A 14,780-nucleotide genomic window follows, 5' to 3' on the forward strand; every position below is an offset into this window, starting at 1 on the left:
GCCTCCATCGTGTCAGGCCGCGGCCTCCTCCACGACGGGCTCCACCGCCGGCTTCGTCCCGGCATACACGTCCCGGTCGATCTCGTCCGCGCCGTGCGCCACCAGCAGAGCGACCATGGTGTCGCCGTTGACGTTGAGGAACGTACGCAGGATCCCGGTGAACCAGTCGACCGCGATGAGCAGCCCGGCGGCCTCGATGGGCAGGTCCAAGGACGTGGCCAGGAAGATCGCGACGACCGGGAACCCGCCGGGCACCGTGATCGTGCCGATGTTGAGCAGCACCGCGAGCGCCATCCCGAGGGCGATGTCGCCCGGGGAGAGCGAGACGCCGGAGGCCTGGGCGAGGAAGAGCACCACGATCGTGTAGTTGAGCACCGCGCCGCACGAGCCCATCGTCATCCCCAGGCAGAGCGTGAAGTCCGCGACCCGCTTCGAGATCCCGAACTTCTCGACCGCGTTCTTCAGCACCGTCGGGAAGGTGACCGCCGACGATGTCGTGGTGACGGCCACGACGGTCTGCTCGGCGAGCTTCGCAGGCAGGCGCAGCGGGTTGAGCCGGGTGACGGCGACGACCACGACGACGTAGAGGACGGAGATGATCACCACGCCTGCCAGGGTCGTGCCCAGGTAAGTGAGCGCGGTGGTGACCACCCCGAAGCCGACGCGGCCGGCAAGGTCGGCGAGAAGGCAGAAGACGCCGATGGGCGCCAGGACGTACCTGATCATCAGCAGGACGATCGCCTGGATCTGCTCGAAGAAGGTGAGCACGACGGTCGGGCCGTTCATCGCGGTGTAGCGGTTGAGCGCGAGACCGAAGATCAGGGCGAAGACGATGATCGGCACCATCGCACCGGTGGCCATCGCCTCGACCACGTTGGTGGAGACGAAGCCGGTCACGGTCTGCTGCCACCCGACCGCGGTCGCCGCAGCCGAGTCGGTCAGGGTCGGGTCGAGCTCGCCGTCGTAGCGCATCCCCGAGCCCGGCTGGATCAGCTCGGCGAGCCCCCAACCGACGAAGGCGGCGACCACCGCGAACCCCAGCATCCAGCCGAAGGTCGCCCCGGCCAGCCTGCCGGCGCCCGCCCCGGTCATCGCGCCCGTCGCGACGATCACCGACGAGGCGACCAGGGGGACGATCGACATCTGGATCAGCCGGATGAAGATGTCACCGACGAACTTGAGGTTCGCCGCCCACTCCCCCACCACCAGGCCGAAGACGATGCCGGCGACCGCACCGACGAGGATCAGGACGGCTGGGGACTTCAAGACCTTCATCGGGTCTCCTAAGCGTCGGGGACGGTGGATCCCCGGACGCTAACGAGGCCGCGTACGCCGCCGGTTAAGCCGTCGTCACCGGCACGTTTCCCGCGACAAACCAGTGGTCCCGGCTGGGGCGGGGTGAATACCATTGATGTCATGCGCGAGACCACGATCTGCAAGCACCTGGGCCGACCGGTCCAGGACGTGGAGTTTGCGCGCTCGGAGCCGCAACGAACGTAGGTGCTCACCGCATCCACCAGGGCCGCTCCGATCGAATCGGAAGCGGCCCTTTCTCATGTCCAGCAGCATCACCAGGAGGTGAACGAGATGGAGATCATCACACTCTTCGGAGAGGGCAACAGCTCCAAGACCTACGAGCTGACGCTGAAGCACCCGACTCCCCGGACAGACGAGTGGGCCTGCGTGGGCGAGGACCCGGAGCTCTTTCACCCCGAGGACCTCACCCAGCTCGCCGAAGCGCAGGAGGTCTGCGCGGGCTGCCCGATGCGGCAGACCTGCCTCGAGCTCGGGACCGCCCGGCGGGAGTGGGGAGTCTGGGGCGGTGTTCTCCTGGAGAGCGGCAAACCTCGGGACACCCCCAGAACTCCCGGACGAAAGCCCTACAAGCGCAGCCAGGAAGCGATCGCGCGCGCCCGTCGCGTCGCCTGAGATGACCTGGGAGTCCTGAGGCGGTGTCCTGAGCCTGTCGAAGGGTCACCCAGTGACCTCAGGACTCCCACGTCAAGGCGGCATCAAGGACTACTCCGGTCCGAACAGGAGGGGCCGCGTCGGCCACTGTGCGAGATCCGCCTCGAGCAGCGCCGGGTCGCGCCGCGACGGGACCTCGTCGAGGATCTCCAGTCGTATGATCCGCTCGATACGGAACCCACGTATCGCATCGCGGAGCCGGCACCACCCGGTGAGCAGCCACGTGTCAGCGGCGCGGAGAAGACCCATGGTCTCGACCTCACGGACGGTCGTGCTGGCGACGTCCGGGTTTCCGTCGGCGCTCTCACCCACGTAGGTGAGTCGCACCACGCGGCGCGCGGCGATCGCGTCGGAGAGTATCCCGAGCGGCACGGAGCCGTCCGTTGGCGGGACTGCGTCGATGACATGCATCGTTCCGAGCAGATCCTGCACGGGCGCGCGATGCGCCTCGTCCATGACCGCAGCGATCTTGGCGCGTGCGCGGCGAGCAGCTCCTTGGTAGGGCGAGGACTCGAGCAGTGCGAGACCGGCGATCACCGCCAATGACTCGGCAGCGGAAAGGTTCAGCGGCGGCAGCGAGTACTCCTGGAGGATCGAATAGCCGCCCGCGGCCCCGTGATCCGCGTAGATGGGGACCCCGGCCTGTTGGAGTGAACCGATATCGCGTTCGATCGTCCGTGACGACACGCCGAACTCGTGAGCGAGCCGAGCGGCGGACCAGGGACGCCGTGCTCCGCGAAGCAGGTCGACCAGGGCATATTGTCGCTCGGCTCGCTTCATGCTTCCTATTCTCCCGAGAGCCGGCGGAGTCGGGTGGGATGCATCAGCTCCGCATGCTCCTCTGCCCGCCCACAGACCAGACCCGACGGACCCGACCGTCGCCATCGAAGTCGAAGACGTCCACGCCACCTGCCTGCTGACCGTTCACGTCGACATCCCAGAGAAGCCGGCCGTGGTTGCCGTCGATGGCATCGGCGATGTTCGTGAAGACGACACCCGGGTTCTGCTCGTGCCACCAGTCGAGATATCGCGCGAAGTCTTCGGAGGTGCGGATGTCGTCCGCGGGGGTCGACCCGTCGGGCTCGGTCACGGCGAAGTGGATCCGGAAGTCGTTCGCGCAGATCTGTCGTGCGATGTCGCTGTCGGTGTTCCACATCGTCAGCCATGCGTCGAGCGCGTGTCGGGCGGCCGAGCTGCGCGTGATCGTGGGGTCGGTGTTGTCGGTCATGCGTCTACCTTCGACCAACCACGCGACAACGGTATGTCGGTGTTCCCCGAAATGACGTGGGAGTCCTGAGGTCACCCAGTGACCTCAGGACTCCCACATCGGGCGAAACCCTCAGACGTTGAACCCGAGAGCGCGCAGCATCTCGCGGCCGTCGGGGGTGATCTTGTCCGGGCCCCACGGCGGCATCCAGACCCAGTTGATGTGTACGTCGTTGACCATGCCCTCCAAGGCCTGCGAGGTCTGGTCCTGGATGACGTCGGTCAGCGGGCAGGCCGCCGAGGTCAGCGTCATGTCGATGACCACGTTGGAGTGGTCCTCGATGTGCAGGCCGTAGATGAGGCCCAGGTCGACGACGTTGATGCCGAGCTCGGGGTCGACGACGTCCTTCATCGCCTCCTCGACGTCCTCGATCTTCAGGCTCGCGCCCTCGACCGTGGACGTACGCATCCCCTGCCACTCAGGCGCCTCGTGACCGTGGCCGTGGCCCGAGTGGTCATGACCGGAGTGGTCATGACCCGAGTGGTCGTGTCCCGCGTGATTGTGCTCAGCGTGGTCGGTCTCAGTCATCAGTTCTCCTCAGCGACAGTCTTCGCGGCGGCGTCTTTCCAGGCCATCCACGACAGCAGCGCGCACTTGATCCGGGCGGGGAACTTGGCGACGCCCGCGAAGGCGATGCCGTCCTCCAGAATGTCCTCGTCGGGCTCCACCTGGCCCTTGCCCTGCATCAGCCGCAGGAACTCCTCGTGGATGACCATCGCCTCATCCACCGTCTTGCCGACGACCAGGTCGTTGAGAACGGAGGCCGACGCCTGCGAGATGGAGCAGCCGAGGGCATCGTAGGAGATGTCCTCGATCTTGCCGCCGTCCACGTGGAGCCGCAGGGTGATCTCGTCGCCGCAGGTCGGGTTGACGTGGTGAACCTCCGCCTCGTAGGGGTCGCGAAGACCCTTCCCGTGCGGGTTCTTGTAGTGGTCCAGGATGATCTCCTGGTACATGCTCTCGAGGTTCGCGGCAGTCATCACTTGTCCAACTTGAAGAACGTGCGTACGTATTCCAACCCCTCGACCAGCGCGTCGATCTCGGCGGGCGTGGTGTAGAGGTAGGACGACATCCGGTTGGAGGCCTGTACGCCGAACCGCTGGTGAGCCGGCTTGGCGCAGTGGTGCCCGGCGCGGATGGCGACGCCCTTGGAGTCGAGGACCTGGGCCACGTCGTGCGGGTGCACCCCGTCGAGCTCGAAGGCGATCGCGCCGCCGCGCTTGGCCGCGTCGGCCGGGCCGAGCACGGTCACGCCCGGGACGGTCGCGAGGCGCTCCAGCGCGTAGGCCGTGATCGCCTGCTCGTGGGCGTGGACGTTCTCCATACCGACGTGCATGAGGTATTCCAGCGCCGCACCGAGACCCACGGCCTCGGCGATCGGCGGGGTGCCGGCCTCGAACTTGTGCGGGATCGGCGCGTAGGTCGACTTCTCCATCGTCACCGTCGCGATCATCTCGCCACCACCGAGGAACGGCGGCAGCGCCTCGAGCGCGGCGCGTCGGCCCCACAGGACGCCGATGCCGGTCGGGCCGACGACCTTGTGGCCGGTGAAGGCGAGGAAGTCGGGACGCTCCTCCTCGGCCATGCCGGCCAGGTCGATCGGCAGCACCGGGGCGGCCTGCGCGGCGTCGACGACGACGAGCGCACCGACCTCGTGAGCCTTGCGGGCGATCTCGGCGATCGGGTTGATCGTGCCGAGCATGTTGGAGACCCAGGTCAGCGCGACGATCTTGGTCGCCGGCGTGATCAGCTCGTCGATGTTCGAGAGGTCGAGCTCACCGGAGTCGGTGAGCCCGAACCACTTCAACGTCGCACCCGCGCGCTGCGTGGCGAGCTGCCACGGAACGATGTTGGAGTGGTGCTCCATCTCGGTGGTGACCACCACGTCGCCGGCGGCCAGCGGCACGGTGTTGGCGACCAGGTTGAGCGCCTCGGAGGCGTTCTTGGTGAAGATCACCTCGTCGCGCTCGGGCGCGCCGAGGAAGCGCGCGACCGTGTCGCGCGCCCCCTCGAACGCCTCGGTTGCCTCCGCACCCAGGTGGTGCATCGCCCGGGCGATGTTGGCGTTGTGCCGCTCCAGGTGGTCGACCATGGTGTCGATCACGATCTGCGGCTTCTGCGAGGTGTTGGCGCTGTCGAGGTAGACCAGCGGGGTCTCGCCGCCGTCGAAGGTGCGCTCCAGGATCGGGAAGTCCTTGCGGACCAGATCCAGGTCGGGCAGCAGACCCTTCATGTCAGACTCCCGTCGCGACGTACTTCTCGTAGCCGTTGGCCTCCAGCTCCTCGGCCAGGTCCGGACCACCCGACTCCGCGATCCGGCCGGCCACGAAGACGTGCACGTGGTCAGGCTTGATGTAGCGCAGGATGCGGGTGTAGTGGGTGATCAACAGGACCGACTTGCCATCGCGGGCGCGGAAGTCGTTGATCCCCTCGGAGACGACCTTGAGCGCGTCGATGTCGAGGCCGGAGTCGATCTCGTCGAGCAGCGCGAAGGCCGGGTCGAGGATGTCGAGCTGGGCGATCTCGTGGCGCTTCTTCTCACCGCCGGAGAAGCCCTCGTTGACCGAGCGCTGCGAGAAGGTCGGGTCCAGGTGCATCTTGTTCATCGCACCGTTGACGTCCTTGACCCACGTACGCAGCTTGGGGGCCTCGCCGTCCAGCGCCGTCTTCGCGGTGCGGAGGAAGTTGGCCACGCTCACGCCGGGAACCTCGACGGGGTACTGCATCGCGAGGAACAGACCAGCCTTGGCCCGCTCGTCGACCGACATCTCCAGGACGTCCTCACCGTCGAGGGTGACGGTGCCGCCGGTGATGGTGTACTTCGGGTGGCCGGCGATCGAGTAGGCAAGCGTCGACTTGCCCGAGCCGTTGGGGCCCATGATCGCGTGGGTCTCGCCGGAGTTGATCGTCAGGGTCACGCCCTTGAGGATCTCCTTGGCACCGTCCTCGGTGTTCACCGAGACCGTGAGGTCCTTGATCTCAAGCGTGCTCATGCGGTTGCGTCCTTCTCGATAAGAGTGTTGATGTTCTTGGCGAGCTCGGCCTCGACCGTGCCGGTCAGCTTCTCCTCGAGCTCGGGGACACCGATCTGACGGATCAGGTCGTTGAAGAAGCCGTGCACGACCAGGCGCTTGGCCTCGGTCTCGGAGATGCCGCGGCTCTGCAGGTAGAAGAGCTGCTCGTCGTCGAACCGGCCGATCGCCGACGCGTGACCCGCGCCCTCGATCTCGCCGGTCTCGATCTCCAGGTTGGGCACGGAGTCGGCCCAGGCACCGTCGGTGAGGATGAGGTTGCGGTTCTCCTCATACGTCTCGATGCCCTCGGCCTCCTTGCGGATCAGCACGTTGCCGATCCAGACCGCGTGGGCCTTCTCGCCCTGCAGCGCACCCTTGTAGACCACGTGGGACTTGGTCTTCGGGGCGGTGTGGTCGACGAAGAGACGGTGCTCGATGTGCTGGCCGGCGTCGGCGAAGTAGAGACCGAGCGCCTCCACCGAGCCGCCGGGGCCGGCGTACTCGGCGGAGAAGTCGTGGCGCACCACGTCGCCGCCGAAGCTCACCGAGACGTGCTTGAGGTTGGCGTCGCGGCCGACCTTGGCGTGCTGGGTGGAGAGGTGGACGGCGTCGTCGGCCCAGTCCTGGACGGAGACGACGGTGAGGTCGGCGCCGTCCTCGACGACGATCTCGATGTTGTCTGCCACGACGGCAGAGCCCTCGAAGACCAGCACGACGGTCGCCTTGGCGAACTTCTCCGCCACGATCACCGCGTGACCGGCGCCGGCGGTCTCCGAGCCGGTGCCGTGGTGGCGGATCACGGTCGCGCCCTCGACGACGGTGTCGGTCGGGATCCGCACGACGGTCGCGCCGGTGCTGGCCGCCCAGGCCCGCGCCGAGACGCGGTCGGTCGGGACCAGACCCGAGCTGCCGCGTACGGCATCGTCAGCCGCTACGGTCTCGACGGTCACGCCCGCGGCCGCCTCGATCTCCACCTTGGTCGCGCCGTCGGCGAACGGGGCGTCGTTGTGGATGCCCTTGAGGCGCTTGAGCGGGGTGAACCGCCAGATCTCCTCGCGACCCTTCGGCACCTCGTGCGCCTCGACGTCGAAACTTCCCTCCGGGTGGAGGTGGCTCTCGACCTTGTTCATCTCGAGAGCGTCAGCTACTGCCGTCATCAGCCGACGGCTCCTTCCATCTGCAGTTCGATCAGGCGGTTGAGCTCGAGGGCGTACTCCATCGGGAGCTCCTTGGCGATCGGCTCGACGAAGCCGCGCACGATCATCGCCATCGCCTCGTCCTCGGCCATTCCGCGGGACATCAGGTAGAACAGCTGGTCGTCGGAGACCTTGGAGACCGAGGCCTCGTGACCCATCGAGACGTCGTCCTCGCGGATGTCGACGTAGGGGTAGGTGTCCGAACGGGAGATCTGGTCGACCAGGAGCGCGTCGCAGAGCACGTTGGACTTGGAGCCGTGCGCGCCCTCGTTGATCTGGATCAGGCCGCGGTAGGACGTGCGGCCACCGCCACGAGCAACGCTCTTCGACAGGATGGACGAGGACGTGTTCGGGGCGGCGTGCACCATCTTGGCGCCCGCGTCCTGGTGCTGGCCCTCGCCGGCGAAGGCGATGGAGAGCGTCTCGCCCTTGGCGTGCTCACCCATCAGGTAGACCGCCGGGTACTTCATGGTCACCTTGGAGCCGATGTTGCCGTCGACCCACTCCATGGTCGCGCCCTCCTCGCAGACGGCGCGCTTGGTGACCAGGTTGTAGACGTTGTTCGACCAGTTCTGGATGGTCGTGTAGCGAACGCGGGCGTTCTTCTTCACGATGATCTCGACGACCGCGGAGTGCAGCGAGTCGGACTGGTAGATCGGCGCGGTGCAACCCTCGACGTAGTGAACGTAGGAGCCCTCGTCGGCGATGATCAGGGTGCGCTCGAACTGGCCCATGTTCTCGGTGTTGATCCGGAAGTAGGCCTGCAGCGGGATGTCGACGTGGACACCCTTCGGCACGTAGATGAAGGAGCCACCCGACCACACGGCGGTGTTCAGCGCGGCGAACTTGTTGTCGCCGACCGGGATCACCGTGCCGAAGTACTCCTGGAAGATCTCCGGGTGCTCCTTGAGCGCGGTGTCGGTGTCGAGGAAGAGCACGCCCTGGGCCTCGAGGTCCTCGCGGATCGAGTGGTAGACGACCTCCGACTCGTACTGCGCGGCGACACCGGCGACGAGGCGCTGCTTCTCCGCCTCCGGGATGCCGAGCCGGTCGTAGGTGTTCTTGATGTCCTCGGGCAGGTCCTCCCACGAGGTGGCCTGCTTCTCCGACGAGCGCACGAAGTACTTGATGTTGTCGAAGTCGATGTCCGAGAGGTCGGAGCCCCAGGTGGGCATCGGCTTACGGCCGAAGAGCTTGAGGCCCTTCAGGCGCAGGTCGAGCATCCACTGCGGCTCAGACTTCTTGCCGGAGATGTCGCGGACGATGGCGTCGTTGAGACCGCGCTGTGCCGCGGCACCGGCGACGTCCGAGTCGGACCAGCCGAACTCGTACTTGCCGATGCCCTTCAGCTCGGGGTTGAGCTCCTCGATGGAGGTCATGTCGTGACCTGCTCCTTCTTCTTCGAAACTTCGCCGGGACCGGAGGATCCAGGAGGGATGTGCGTCGTGCAGACTCCGTCGCCGTGGGCGATGGTGGCCAAGCGTTGTACGTGGGTGCCGAGCAGCTTCGCGATCGCCTCTGTCTCCGCCTCGCAGAGCTCGGGGAACTCCTGGGCGACGTGGGCGACCGGGCAGTGCTGTTGGCACAGCTGCTCACCTGCGTCATGGCCGTTGATCAGCGGCAGCTCCCTGACGGAGGCCGCATAGCCGTTGGCCGTGAACACATTCGCAAGCACCTGCGCGGGGCTGAGGTCCGTCTCGCCGGCGGCGATCCGGTCCAGTCCCTGTTTGATGAACGCCGCGCGGCGCTCCGCGAATTCCCGCACGGCCTCCTCGCCGGCCACCTCGGAGAGGAACCGCAGCGCCTCGACGGCCAGGTCGTCGTACTTCTTCTCGAAGCCGTCCCTACCCTGGTCGGTGAGCGCGAAGAGCTTGGCCGGGCGGCCTCGCCCACGCGTGGACGCGGTGCGCGGCTCGCGCTGCTCCACCGCCTCCTCCTCGGCCAGGGCGTCCAGATGGCGCCTGACCGCGGCCGGGGTGAGATCGAGCCGCTTGGCCAGCGTCGCAGCGGTCTGCGGACCATCGACGAGCAGCGACCGAGCGACCCGCTGGCGGGTGCTCTCCTCGCTGGTCTCTGCGGGCTGCAGAGTGCTCTCGTCGAATTTCACAACACCATTGTGACGTTATTCCCCCAGGCGATTCAACGAAGGCAACCCTTACTTGCTCGCCCGGCGCCGCCAACGTGTCGTACGTCACCACCGCAGAGCGAATCACCGATCAGCCCGTCGGCATCCCGTCGAGGGTCGGGGAGGCGAGGGCGGCGACGCCGATGTAGACGGCGTCGGGCGGCAGCCAGCGGGTGCCGCGGTCTGAACGCAGGACCGCCCGACCGCGTTCGAGGTCGAAGACACCGACTCTGGTGCGACCGCCGGAGCGCACGACCGCCACCTCGCCGCGCCTGGGTCGGCGGGGGTTGATCATCAGGTCGGAGCCCGGCGGCAGGCCGCGAGAGGTGAGGTGGGCGCCGACAAGACGGTAGACCTGCGTCCCCTCTTCCGGCACAGGCGCCGATGGTCGCTTGACGGGTGCGGGCAACGCATCGACAGCGATGTCGAACGGCAGCGGTACGTCGCACCGGGACGCGCCGCCAGTCGATCTCATGTTCGAAAGCGTACCGGTCAACGACGGCACACGGAACCGCCCTGAAATCTCGGATTCGCCCGGGCGCCCTGCTCTCCCACCCTGCTCCGGTCCGAGAGACTGTGGCCCATGACCGTCAATGACCCCACCGACTGGGAAACCGCGTACGTCCGCGGCACGACCGGCTGGGACCTCGGCGCTCCCCTGGCGTACATCGGGGAGGACGCGGCGCTGTTCGGGGAGCCCGGCACCGCCTTCGCGCCAGGTGCCGGCCGGGGACACGACGCGGCTGGGTTGGCGGCTGCAGGATGGCGTACGACGGTCGTCGACGTCTCGCCCACGGCGGCCGCCCACGCAGCCGAGCATTACCCGGAGCTCACCTACGTGGTCGGCGACGCACTCGACATCGACGTCGTCCTGGCCGCGACCGGCGGACCGGTCGACCTGATGTGGGACCACACCTTCTTCTGCGCGCTGCCGCCCGCCTGGCGCGGCCGCGTCGGTGACCTGGCCCGCGCGGTCGTACGCCCCGGCGGGCGGGTCGCGTCGGGGGTCTTCCCGATCGACCGGCCGAGAGAGGAGCCCGGCCCGCCATGGACGTACGTCCCTGAGGACATGACCCGCGCCCTCGGCCCGGACTTCGACCTGGTCCACCTATCCGAGCCGCGCCAGCTGAGCCCGCGGCTGCCGTGGAACCACCGCCTCGGGATCTGGCAGCGCCGCTGAACCCGCTAGCAGGAACCAGCGGCCCCTCGGTCTCAGGCGAGGTGGGCGGGGAAGCCGCCGGTGGCGACCGGGCCCCAGCGCTTCGGGGTGATCCGGAGGAGGGACTTGCCCTGGTCGACCATGGCCTGGCGGTACTCGTCCCAGTCGGAGTGCTCGCCGGAGATGTTGCGGAAGTAGGTGACGAAGGCGTCCAGGGCCTCCTCCCCCGCGGTCGCGTCGAGCACCTCGGCCTCGCCGTCGACCTGGACCCAGGCGCCGTTCCACTCCTCGGAGAGGACCATGACGCTCACCTGCGGGCGGGTGCGGGCGTTACGGGTCTTGGCCCGTTCGGGGTAGGTCGCGATCACGATCCGCCCGTCGTCGTCGACGCCGCCGGTGACCGGCGAGAGCTGCGGTGACCCGTCGGCTCGGCGGGTCACCAGGATCATCTGGTGGCGGGGACGTACGAACTCCAGGAGCCCCTCGAGATCAACGGTCGTGTTCGTCGCGATCGTGCGTGCCATGGTCCCCAGCCTGCCAGGTGAACCCGTCCGGGTCGGTGAAAGCCTCGCTACCGCCACCCAGCACGATTCCGTACGCAGCGGCCGGGTCGACCGCGACACCGGTCTCCTTCTCCAGGGCACGCCGGGGGTAGATCGCGAGCTGGACGGCACCGGGAGCGGCCTCGAACTCGGCGTACTTGCCTCCGAAGCTCCGCTTCACGCCCAGCCCGCGCTCGGCGTAGAACCGCTTGGTCGCCTTGACGTCGGCGACGCCGAGGAGCAGGACGATGTCGTCGATCTCGCGGGTGGCGGGGCCGTTGTCCTTCTTCGCCGAGGTGGCGATCTTCCAGATCGAGCCGTCGGGGGCCTGGACGATGCCGCCGTAGCCCCAGAACGACTTCTCGACCGGCTTGAGCGAGGTGGCGCCGGCCGCGAGCGCGGAGTCGACGAGGCTGTCGACCGTCGAGGGCTGACCGACGACCAGGGAGATCGTGAACGGGCGGCCGGTGCCGGTGCCCGGGCCCTGCCGTACGGAGATCTGGTCGGTGAGCCCGAAGGCCTTCTCGTAGAACGCCTGGGCGTCCGTGGGGTCGGTTGCGTCGAGGGTGATGGTCTCAAGTGTGAACATGTCTCGACCTTAGGAATCCCGGGGCCTTCGAGGCTTCTCGATTCCTGACCGCCTTGCTTGTTGATCTTCTGAGCAGAAATTGTGTCTGAGACACCGCGTCATGGCCCCCGGGGCATCACGTCTCATCCCCGCGTTGGCCGTCCTTCGGTGGGAGTTGGGCGGCCAACGTCCTTACAGACACCTAAGAATCCACAGGATCGCACCTACGCGATTGGGCCGGTGGCGTACGCCTTCTTAGACTGCCGCCGTGGACTCTTCCGTCGCCAGGCCTGCTGTCGAGGTACGCGACCTGCGCATGACCTATGGCGACAAGACGGCCGTCGACGGACTCACGCTGAGCGTCGCGGAGGGCTCGATCACGGCCGTTCTCGGGCCCAACGGTGCCGGCAAGACGACGACCCTGGAGACCTGCGAGGGCTACCGGAAACCCCAGCAGGGGACGGTACGCGTCCTCGGGCTCGATCCCATCGCCGACCGCAAGCAGCTGCTCCCCCGGATCGGGGTGATGCTGCAGGGGCAGGGCGCCTGGAGCGGCGTACGCGCCATGGAGATGCTCAAGCACATCGCCCGGCTGCACGCGCATCCGCTCGACGTCGACTACCTGGCCGAGCGGCTCGGCCTGGGCGAGTGCGGTCGCACCCCCTACCGGCGGCTCTCGGGCGGGCAGCAGCAGCGGCTCGGGCTGGCGATGGCGCTGGTGGGCCGCCCGGAGCTGGTGTTCGTGGACGAGCCGACGGCGGGGATGGACCCGCAAGGGCGGCGTACGACCTGGGAGCTGCTGCGCGAGCTGCGCGCCGACGGTGTCACCGTCGTGCTGACCACCCACTACCTGGAGGAGGCCGAGGAGCTGGCCGACCAGGTGCACATCATCGATCGCGGCCGGATGATCGCCTCGGGCACTCCGCTCGAGCTCACCCGCGGCCCAGGAAATGGGATGAGCGCGACCGCCACCGTGAGACTGGTCGTGACCAAGCCGTTCCCGCCCGGTGCCCGCGAGTCGCTGCGCAAGGCGCTCGGCGAGGACACCGAGGTCACCCTGCTCGACGAGCGCTCGATGCGGGTCACCGGGAAGGCCGACCCGACCACGCTCTCCAAGGTGAGCCGCTGGTGCGAGGAGAACAACGTCCTCCCGGAGTCGCTGACCCTGGGTCGCAGGAGCCTCGAGGACGTCTTCCTCGATCTCACCGGAGGGCTCCATCTCACCGAGGGGGTCGAGCATGTCTGAGGTGGCCACGGGGACCTTCACCCCCAAGCCCGGCGGCGCCCCGATCACCCGGCAGGTGGTCGCCCAGGCGCTGATGGAGGCCAAGCTGATGCTCCGCAACGGCGAGCAGCTCCTCCTCGCCGTCGTGATCCCGGTGATGGTGCTGGTCGGCGGAGTCACCGCGGGCAACGCGATCGACCTCGACCTCGGCACCGACCGGCCACTCGTCGACCTCCTCACCCCCGGCGTCCTCGCCCTGGCGATCATGTCGACCTCGTTCACCAGCCTCGCGATCGCGACCGGGTTCGAGCGGCGCTACGGCGTGATCAAGCGCCTGGGTGCCTCACCGCTCCCCCGGATCGGCCTGCTCGCCGGCAAGGTGCTCGCGCTCGGCTGCGTACAGCTCGTGCAGCTCTTCGTCATCGGCGCCGTCGGCCAGATCCTCGGCTGGACCCCCGCCGCGGGATTCGGCACCGTCCTCGCCTTCTTCCTCGCCATCGCGATGGGCACACTGGCCTTCGCCTCGCTCGGGCTCTTCGTCGCCGGCGTGCTGCGCGCCGAAGCGACCCTGGCCGCGGCCAACCTCATCTACCTGCTTCTCCTGGCCGGTGGCGCCGTGGTGCTGCCGCTGACGGCCTACGGCGCCTACGGCGACGTCGCCCGCTGGCTTCCCTCGGGCGCGCTCGGAGAGGCCGTACGCACCGCGTTCCTCGACGGCGTCCCGGCCTGGCGAGACCTCGGCGTACTCCTGATCTGGGCCGTTCTCGGCTCCACCCTCACAGCTAGGACCTTCAAGTGGGAATGACCTCCACCGAACCCGCCACCGGCCCGGCATCCACGGCCAAGGACAAGGTCCTCGCCTGGCTCCGCGCCCATGCGTTCGGTCTGGCCATCGCCAACCTGATCGCCAACATCGGGATCGTGGTGACCGGCGGAGTGGTCCGGTTGACCGGCTCCGGCCTCGGCTGCCCGACCTGGCCCAAGTGCACCGAGGAGTCCTACGTGGCTCACGAGGCGCTCGGGATCAACGGCGTCATCGAGTTCGGCAACCGGCTGTTGACCTACGTCCTGGCCGCCATCGCGATCACGGTCGTCATCGCGGTGTGGAGGCGCCGCGGAGTCGTACGCAACCTGGCGGTCGTCATCGCCCTCGGCGTCCCGTTCCAGGGCGTTATCGGCGGGATCACCGTGCTCACCGACCTCAACCCGTACGTCGTCGCCCTCCACCTGCTGCTGTCGATGGCGATGGTCGGACTGTGCGTCTGGCTCCTCGACGAGATCCGTTCGCCGGTGCGTGAGGCGGCTCCGCGCAACGTACGCATCGCCTCGGTGGTCACCCTCGTCGTCGGCTGGGTCACACTCTGGCTCGGCACCGTCGTGACCGGCTCCGGCCCCCACTCCGGCGACCTCGAGTCCCGCCGCACCGGCCTCGACCCAGCCCTGATGTCCCACATCCACGCCTACGCCGTCTACGCGCTCGTCGCCGCGACCCTGGTCACGCTGTGGCTGGGCCGCAAGAACGCGTACGTCCGCCGAGTCACCATCGTCCTGCTGGTCATCGAGCTCGCCCAGGGCCTGATCGGCTGGGTGCAGTACCTCACCGACCTCCCCGTCCTCCTCGTCGGCTTCCACATGCTCGGCGCCGCCCTGATCTCCGCCGGTCTCGCCCGCGTCCTCGTCTCCACCCGCGCCCACACCGCCTGACCCGCCCTCGCC

The 14,780-nt window shown here is 68.0% G+C and carries 18 protein-coding genes; 5 read left to right on the forward strand and 13 right to left on the reverse strand.

Going from position 1 to position 14,780, the window contains the following annotated elements; all coding sequences use genetic code 11:
* Positions 1 to 12: 12 nt before the first annotated feature.
* Positions 13 to 1,275: a dicarboxylate/amino acid:cation symporter gene (locus ACFX43_RS11400; protein ID WP_378820748.1), complete on the reverse strand. Its 1,263-nt coding sequence runs from the start codon at positions 1,273 to 1,275 to the stop codon at positions 13 to 15.
* Positions 1,276 to 1,587: 312 nt separating this feature from the next.
* On the opposite strand from ACFX43_RS11400, the gene ACFX43_RS11405 reads away from it, so the two are divergent.
* On the forward strand, positions 1,588 to 1,929 hold the full coding sequence (locus ACFX43_RS11405; protein ID WP_378820751.1) for a WhiB family transcriptional regulator: 342 nt from the start codon (positions 1,588 to 1,590) through the stop codon (positions 1,927 to 1,929).
* A gap of 90 nt (positions 1,930 to 2,019) precedes the next feature.
* On the opposite strand, the gene ACFX43_RS11410 is transcribed toward ACFX43_RS11405, so the two are convergent.
* The 10 genes from ACFX43_RS11410 to ACFX43_RS11455 form a co-directional block, all read right to left on the reverse strand.
* A complete protein-coding gene (locus tag ACFX43_RS11410) occupies positions 2,020 to 2,748 on the reverse strand; it encodes a helix-turn-helix transcriptional regulator (protein ID WP_378820753.1) in 729 nt (242 codons plus the stop codon).
* A 43-nt stretch (positions 2,749 to 2,791) separates the two neighbouring features.
* Positions 2,792 to 3,196, reverse strand: coding sequence for a nuclear transport factor 2 family protein (locus tag ACFX43_RS11415; RefSeq protein WP_378820756.1), 405 nt, complete (start codon positions 3,194 to 3,196; stop codon positions 2,792 to 2,794).
* A gap of 111 nt (positions 3,197 to 3,307) precedes the next feature.
* Positions 3,308 to 3,643: a metal-sulfur cluster assembly factor gene (locus ACFX43_RS11420; protein WP_160028798.1), complete on the reverse strand. Its 336-nt coding sequence runs from the start codon at positions 3,641 to 3,643 to the stop codon at positions 3,308 to 3,310.
* 119 nt (positions 3,644 to 3,762) lie between these two features.
* Positions 3,763 to 4,215, reverse strand: coding sequence for a Fe-S cluster assembly sulfur transfer protein SufU (sufU, locus tag ACFX43_RS11425; RefSeq protein WP_378820759.1), 453 nt, complete (start codon positions 4,213 to 4,215; stop codon positions 3,763 to 3,765).
* Positions 4,215 to 5,468, reverse strand: coding sequence for a cysteine desulfurase (locus ACFX43_RS11430; protein ID WP_378820761.1), 1,254 nt, complete (start codon positions 5,466 to 5,468; stop codon positions 4,215 to 4,217). Before ACFX43_RS11430 ends, sufU begins: the two co-directional genes overlap by 1 nt.
* 1 nt (position 5,469) lies before the next feature.
* Positions 5,470 to 6,228 carry a Fe-S cluster assembly ATPase SufC gene (gene sufC, locus ACFX43_RS11435; RefSeq protein ID WP_378820763.1) on the reverse strand — a complete coding sequence of 253 codons (759 nt, stop codon included), beginning with the start codon at positions 6,226 to 6,228 and terminating at the stop codon, positions 5,470 to 5,472.
* Positions 6,225 to 7,406 carry a Fe-S cluster assembly protein SufD gene (gene sufD / locus ACFX43_RS11440; RefSeq protein ID WP_378820766.1) on the reverse strand — a complete coding sequence of 394 codons (1,182 nt, stop codon included), beginning with the start codon at positions 7,404 to 7,406 and terminating at the stop codon, positions 6,225 to 6,227. Before sufD ends, sufC begins: the two co-directional genes overlap by 4 nt.
* Complete coding sequence (gene sufB / locus ACFX43_RS11445) at positions 7,406 to 8,824, reverse strand: Fe-S cluster assembly protein SufB (RefSeq protein WP_091041037.1); 1,419 nt, start codon at positions 8,822 to 8,824, stop codon at positions 7,406 to 7,408. Before sufB ends, sufD begins: the two co-directional genes overlap by 1 nt.
* Complete coding sequence (locus ACFX43_RS11450) at positions 8,821 to 9,552, reverse strand: metalloregulator ArsR/SmtB family transcription factor (protein ID WP_350840457.1); 732 nt, start codon at positions 9,550 to 9,552, stop codon at positions 8,821 to 8,823. Before ACFX43_RS11450 ends, sufB begins: the two co-directional genes overlap by 4 nt.
* A gap of 109 nt (positions 9,553 to 9,661) precedes the next feature.
* The gene (locus tag ACFX43_RS11455) at positions 9,662 to 10,045 is read right to left on the reverse strand and encodes a hypothetical protein (protein WP_378820769.1); all 384 of its coding nucleotides are present in this window, start codon (positions 10,043 to 10,045) and stop codon (positions 9,662 to 9,664) included.
* Positions 10,046 to 10,153: 108 nt separating this feature from the next.
* Here ACFX43_RS11455 and ACFX43_RS11460 point away from each other — a divergent pair, with 108 nt between their 5' ends.
* Positions 10,154 to 10,750: a methyltransferase domain-containing protein gene (locus ACFX43_RS11460; protein WP_378820771.1), complete on the forward strand. Its 597-nt coding sequence runs from the start codon at positions 10,154 to 10,156 to the stop codon at positions 10,748 to 10,750.
* A 32-nt stretch (positions 10,751 to 10,782) separates the two neighbouring features.
* Here ACFX43_RS11460 and ACFX43_RS11465 read toward each other — a convergent pair whose 3' ends face one another.
* The gene (locus ACFX43_RS11465; RefSeq protein ID WP_378820774.1) at positions 10,783 to 11,253 is read right to left on the reverse strand and encodes a PPOX class F420-dependent oxidoreductase; all 471 of its coding nucleotides are present in this window, start codon (positions 11,251 to 11,253) and stop codon (positions 10,783 to 10,785) included.
* Positions 11,219 to 11,860, reverse strand: coding sequence for a glyoxalase (locus ACFX43_RS11470; RefSeq protein WP_378820777.1), 642 nt, complete (start codon positions 11,858 to 11,860; stop codon positions 11,219 to 11,221). The genes ACFX43_RS11465 and ACFX43_RS11470 overlap by 35 nt, the downstream gene beginning before the upstream one ends.
* 295 nt (positions 11,861 to 12,155) lie before the next feature.
* Between ACFX43_RS11470 and ACFX43_RS11475 the strand changes: the two genes are divergently transcribed.
* Genes ACFX43_RS11475 through ACFX43_RS11485 form a run of 3 tightly spaced genes read left to right on the forward strand, consistent with a single transcriptional unit; the run spans position 12,156 to position 14,768 of the window.
* The gene (locus ACFX43_RS11475; RefSeq protein ID WP_378840850.1) at positions 12,156 to 13,085 is read left to right on the forward strand and encodes an ABC transporter ATP-binding protein; all 930 of its coding nucleotides are present in this window, start codon (positions 12,156 to 12,158) and stop codon (positions 13,083 to 13,085) included.
* On the forward strand, positions 13,078 to 13,869 hold the full coding sequence (locus tag ACFX43_RS11480; RefSeq protein WP_378820779.1) for an ABC transporter permease: 792 nt from the start codon (positions 13,078 to 13,080) through the stop codon (positions 13,867 to 13,869). The genes ACFX43_RS11475 and ACFX43_RS11480 overlap by 8 nt, the downstream gene beginning before the upstream one ends.
* Positions 13,866 to 14,768, forward strand: coding sequence for a heme A synthase (locus ACFX43_RS11485; protein ID WP_378820781.1), 903 nt, complete (start codon positions 13,866 to 13,868; stop codon positions 14,766 to 14,768). The genes ACFX43_RS11480 and ACFX43_RS11485 overlap by 4 nt, the downstream gene beginning before the upstream one ends.
* Positions 14,769 to 14,780 lie beyond the last annotated feature (12 nt).

It is taken from the genome of Nocardioides sp. YIM B13467 (assembly GCF_042788075.1).
Lineage (GTDB): Bacteria > Actinomycetota > Actinomycetes > Propionibacteriales > Nocardioidaceae > Nocardioides.

Excerpts from the sequence above, each read along its gene's own strand:
- ACFX43_RS11400 (WP_378820748.1), bottom strand. The coding sequence starts at position 1,275 with ATGAAGGTCTTGAAGTCCCCAGCCGTCCTGATCCTCGTCGGTGCGGTC.
- ACFX43_RS11405 (WP_378820751.1), top strand. The coding sequence starts at position 1,588 with ATGGAGATCATCACACTCTTCGGAGAGGGCAACAGCTCCAAGACCTAC.
- ACFX43_RS11410 (WP_378820753.1), bottom strand. The coding sequence starts at position 2,748 with ATGAAGCGAGCCGAGCGACAATATGCCCTGGTCGACCTGCTTCGCGGA.
- ACFX43_RS11415 (WP_378820756.1), bottom strand. The coding sequence starts at position 3,196 with ATGACCGACAACACCGACCCCACGATCACGCGCAGCTCGGCCGCCCGA.
- ACFX43_RS11420 (WP_160028798.1), bottom strand. The coding sequence starts at position 3,643 with ATGCGTACGTCCACGGTCGAGGGCGCGAGCCTGAAGATCGAGGACGTC.
- sufU (WP_378820759.1), bottom strand. The coding sequence starts at position 4,215 with ATGACTGCCGCGAACCTCGAGAGCATGTACCAGGAGATCATCCTGGAC.
- ACFX43_RS11430 (WP_378820761.1), bottom strand. The coding sequence starts at position 5,468 with ATGAAGGGTCTGCTGCCCGACCTGGATCTGGTCCGCAAGGACTTCCCG.
- sufC (WP_378820763.1), bottom strand. The coding sequence starts at position 6,228 with ATGAGCACGCTTGAGATCAAGGACCTCACGGTCTCGGTGAACACCGAG.
- sufD (WP_378820766.1), bottom strand. The coding sequence starts at position 7,406 with ATGACGGCAGTAGCTGACGCTCTCGAGATGAACAAGGTCGAGAGCCAC.
- sufB (WP_091041037.1), bottom strand. The coding sequence starts at position 8,824 with ATGACCTCCATCGAGGAGCTCAACCCCGAGCTGAAGGGCATCGGCAAG.
- ACFX43_RS11455 (WP_378820769.1), bottom strand. The coding sequence starts at position 10,045 with ATGAGATCGACTGGCGGCGCGTCCCGGTGCGACGTACCGCTGCCGTTC.
- ACFX43_RS11460 (WP_378820771.1), top strand. The coding sequence starts at position 10,154 with ATGACCGTCAATGACCCCACCGACTGGGAAACCGCGTACGTCCGCGGC.
- ACFX43_RS11465 (WP_378820774.1), bottom strand. The coding sequence starts at position 11,253 with ATGGCACGCACGATCGCGACGAACACGACCGTTGATCTCGAGGGGCTC.
- ACFX43_RS11470 (WP_378820777.1), bottom strand. The coding sequence starts at position 11,860 with ATGTTCACACTTGAGACCATCACCCTCGACGCAACCGACCCCACGGAC.
- ACFX43_RS11475 (WP_378840850.1), top strand. The coding sequence starts at position 12,156 with ATGACCTATGGCGACAAGACGGCCGTCGACGGACTCACGCTGAGCGTC.
- ACFX43_RS11480 (WP_378820779.1), top strand. The coding sequence starts at position 13,078 with ATGTCTGAGGTGGCCACGGGGACCTTCACCCCCAAGCCCGGCGGCGCC.
- ACFX43_RS11485 (WP_378820781.1), top strand. The coding sequence starts at position 13,866 with ATGACCTCCACCGAACCCGCCACCGGCCCGGCATCCACGGCCAAGGAC.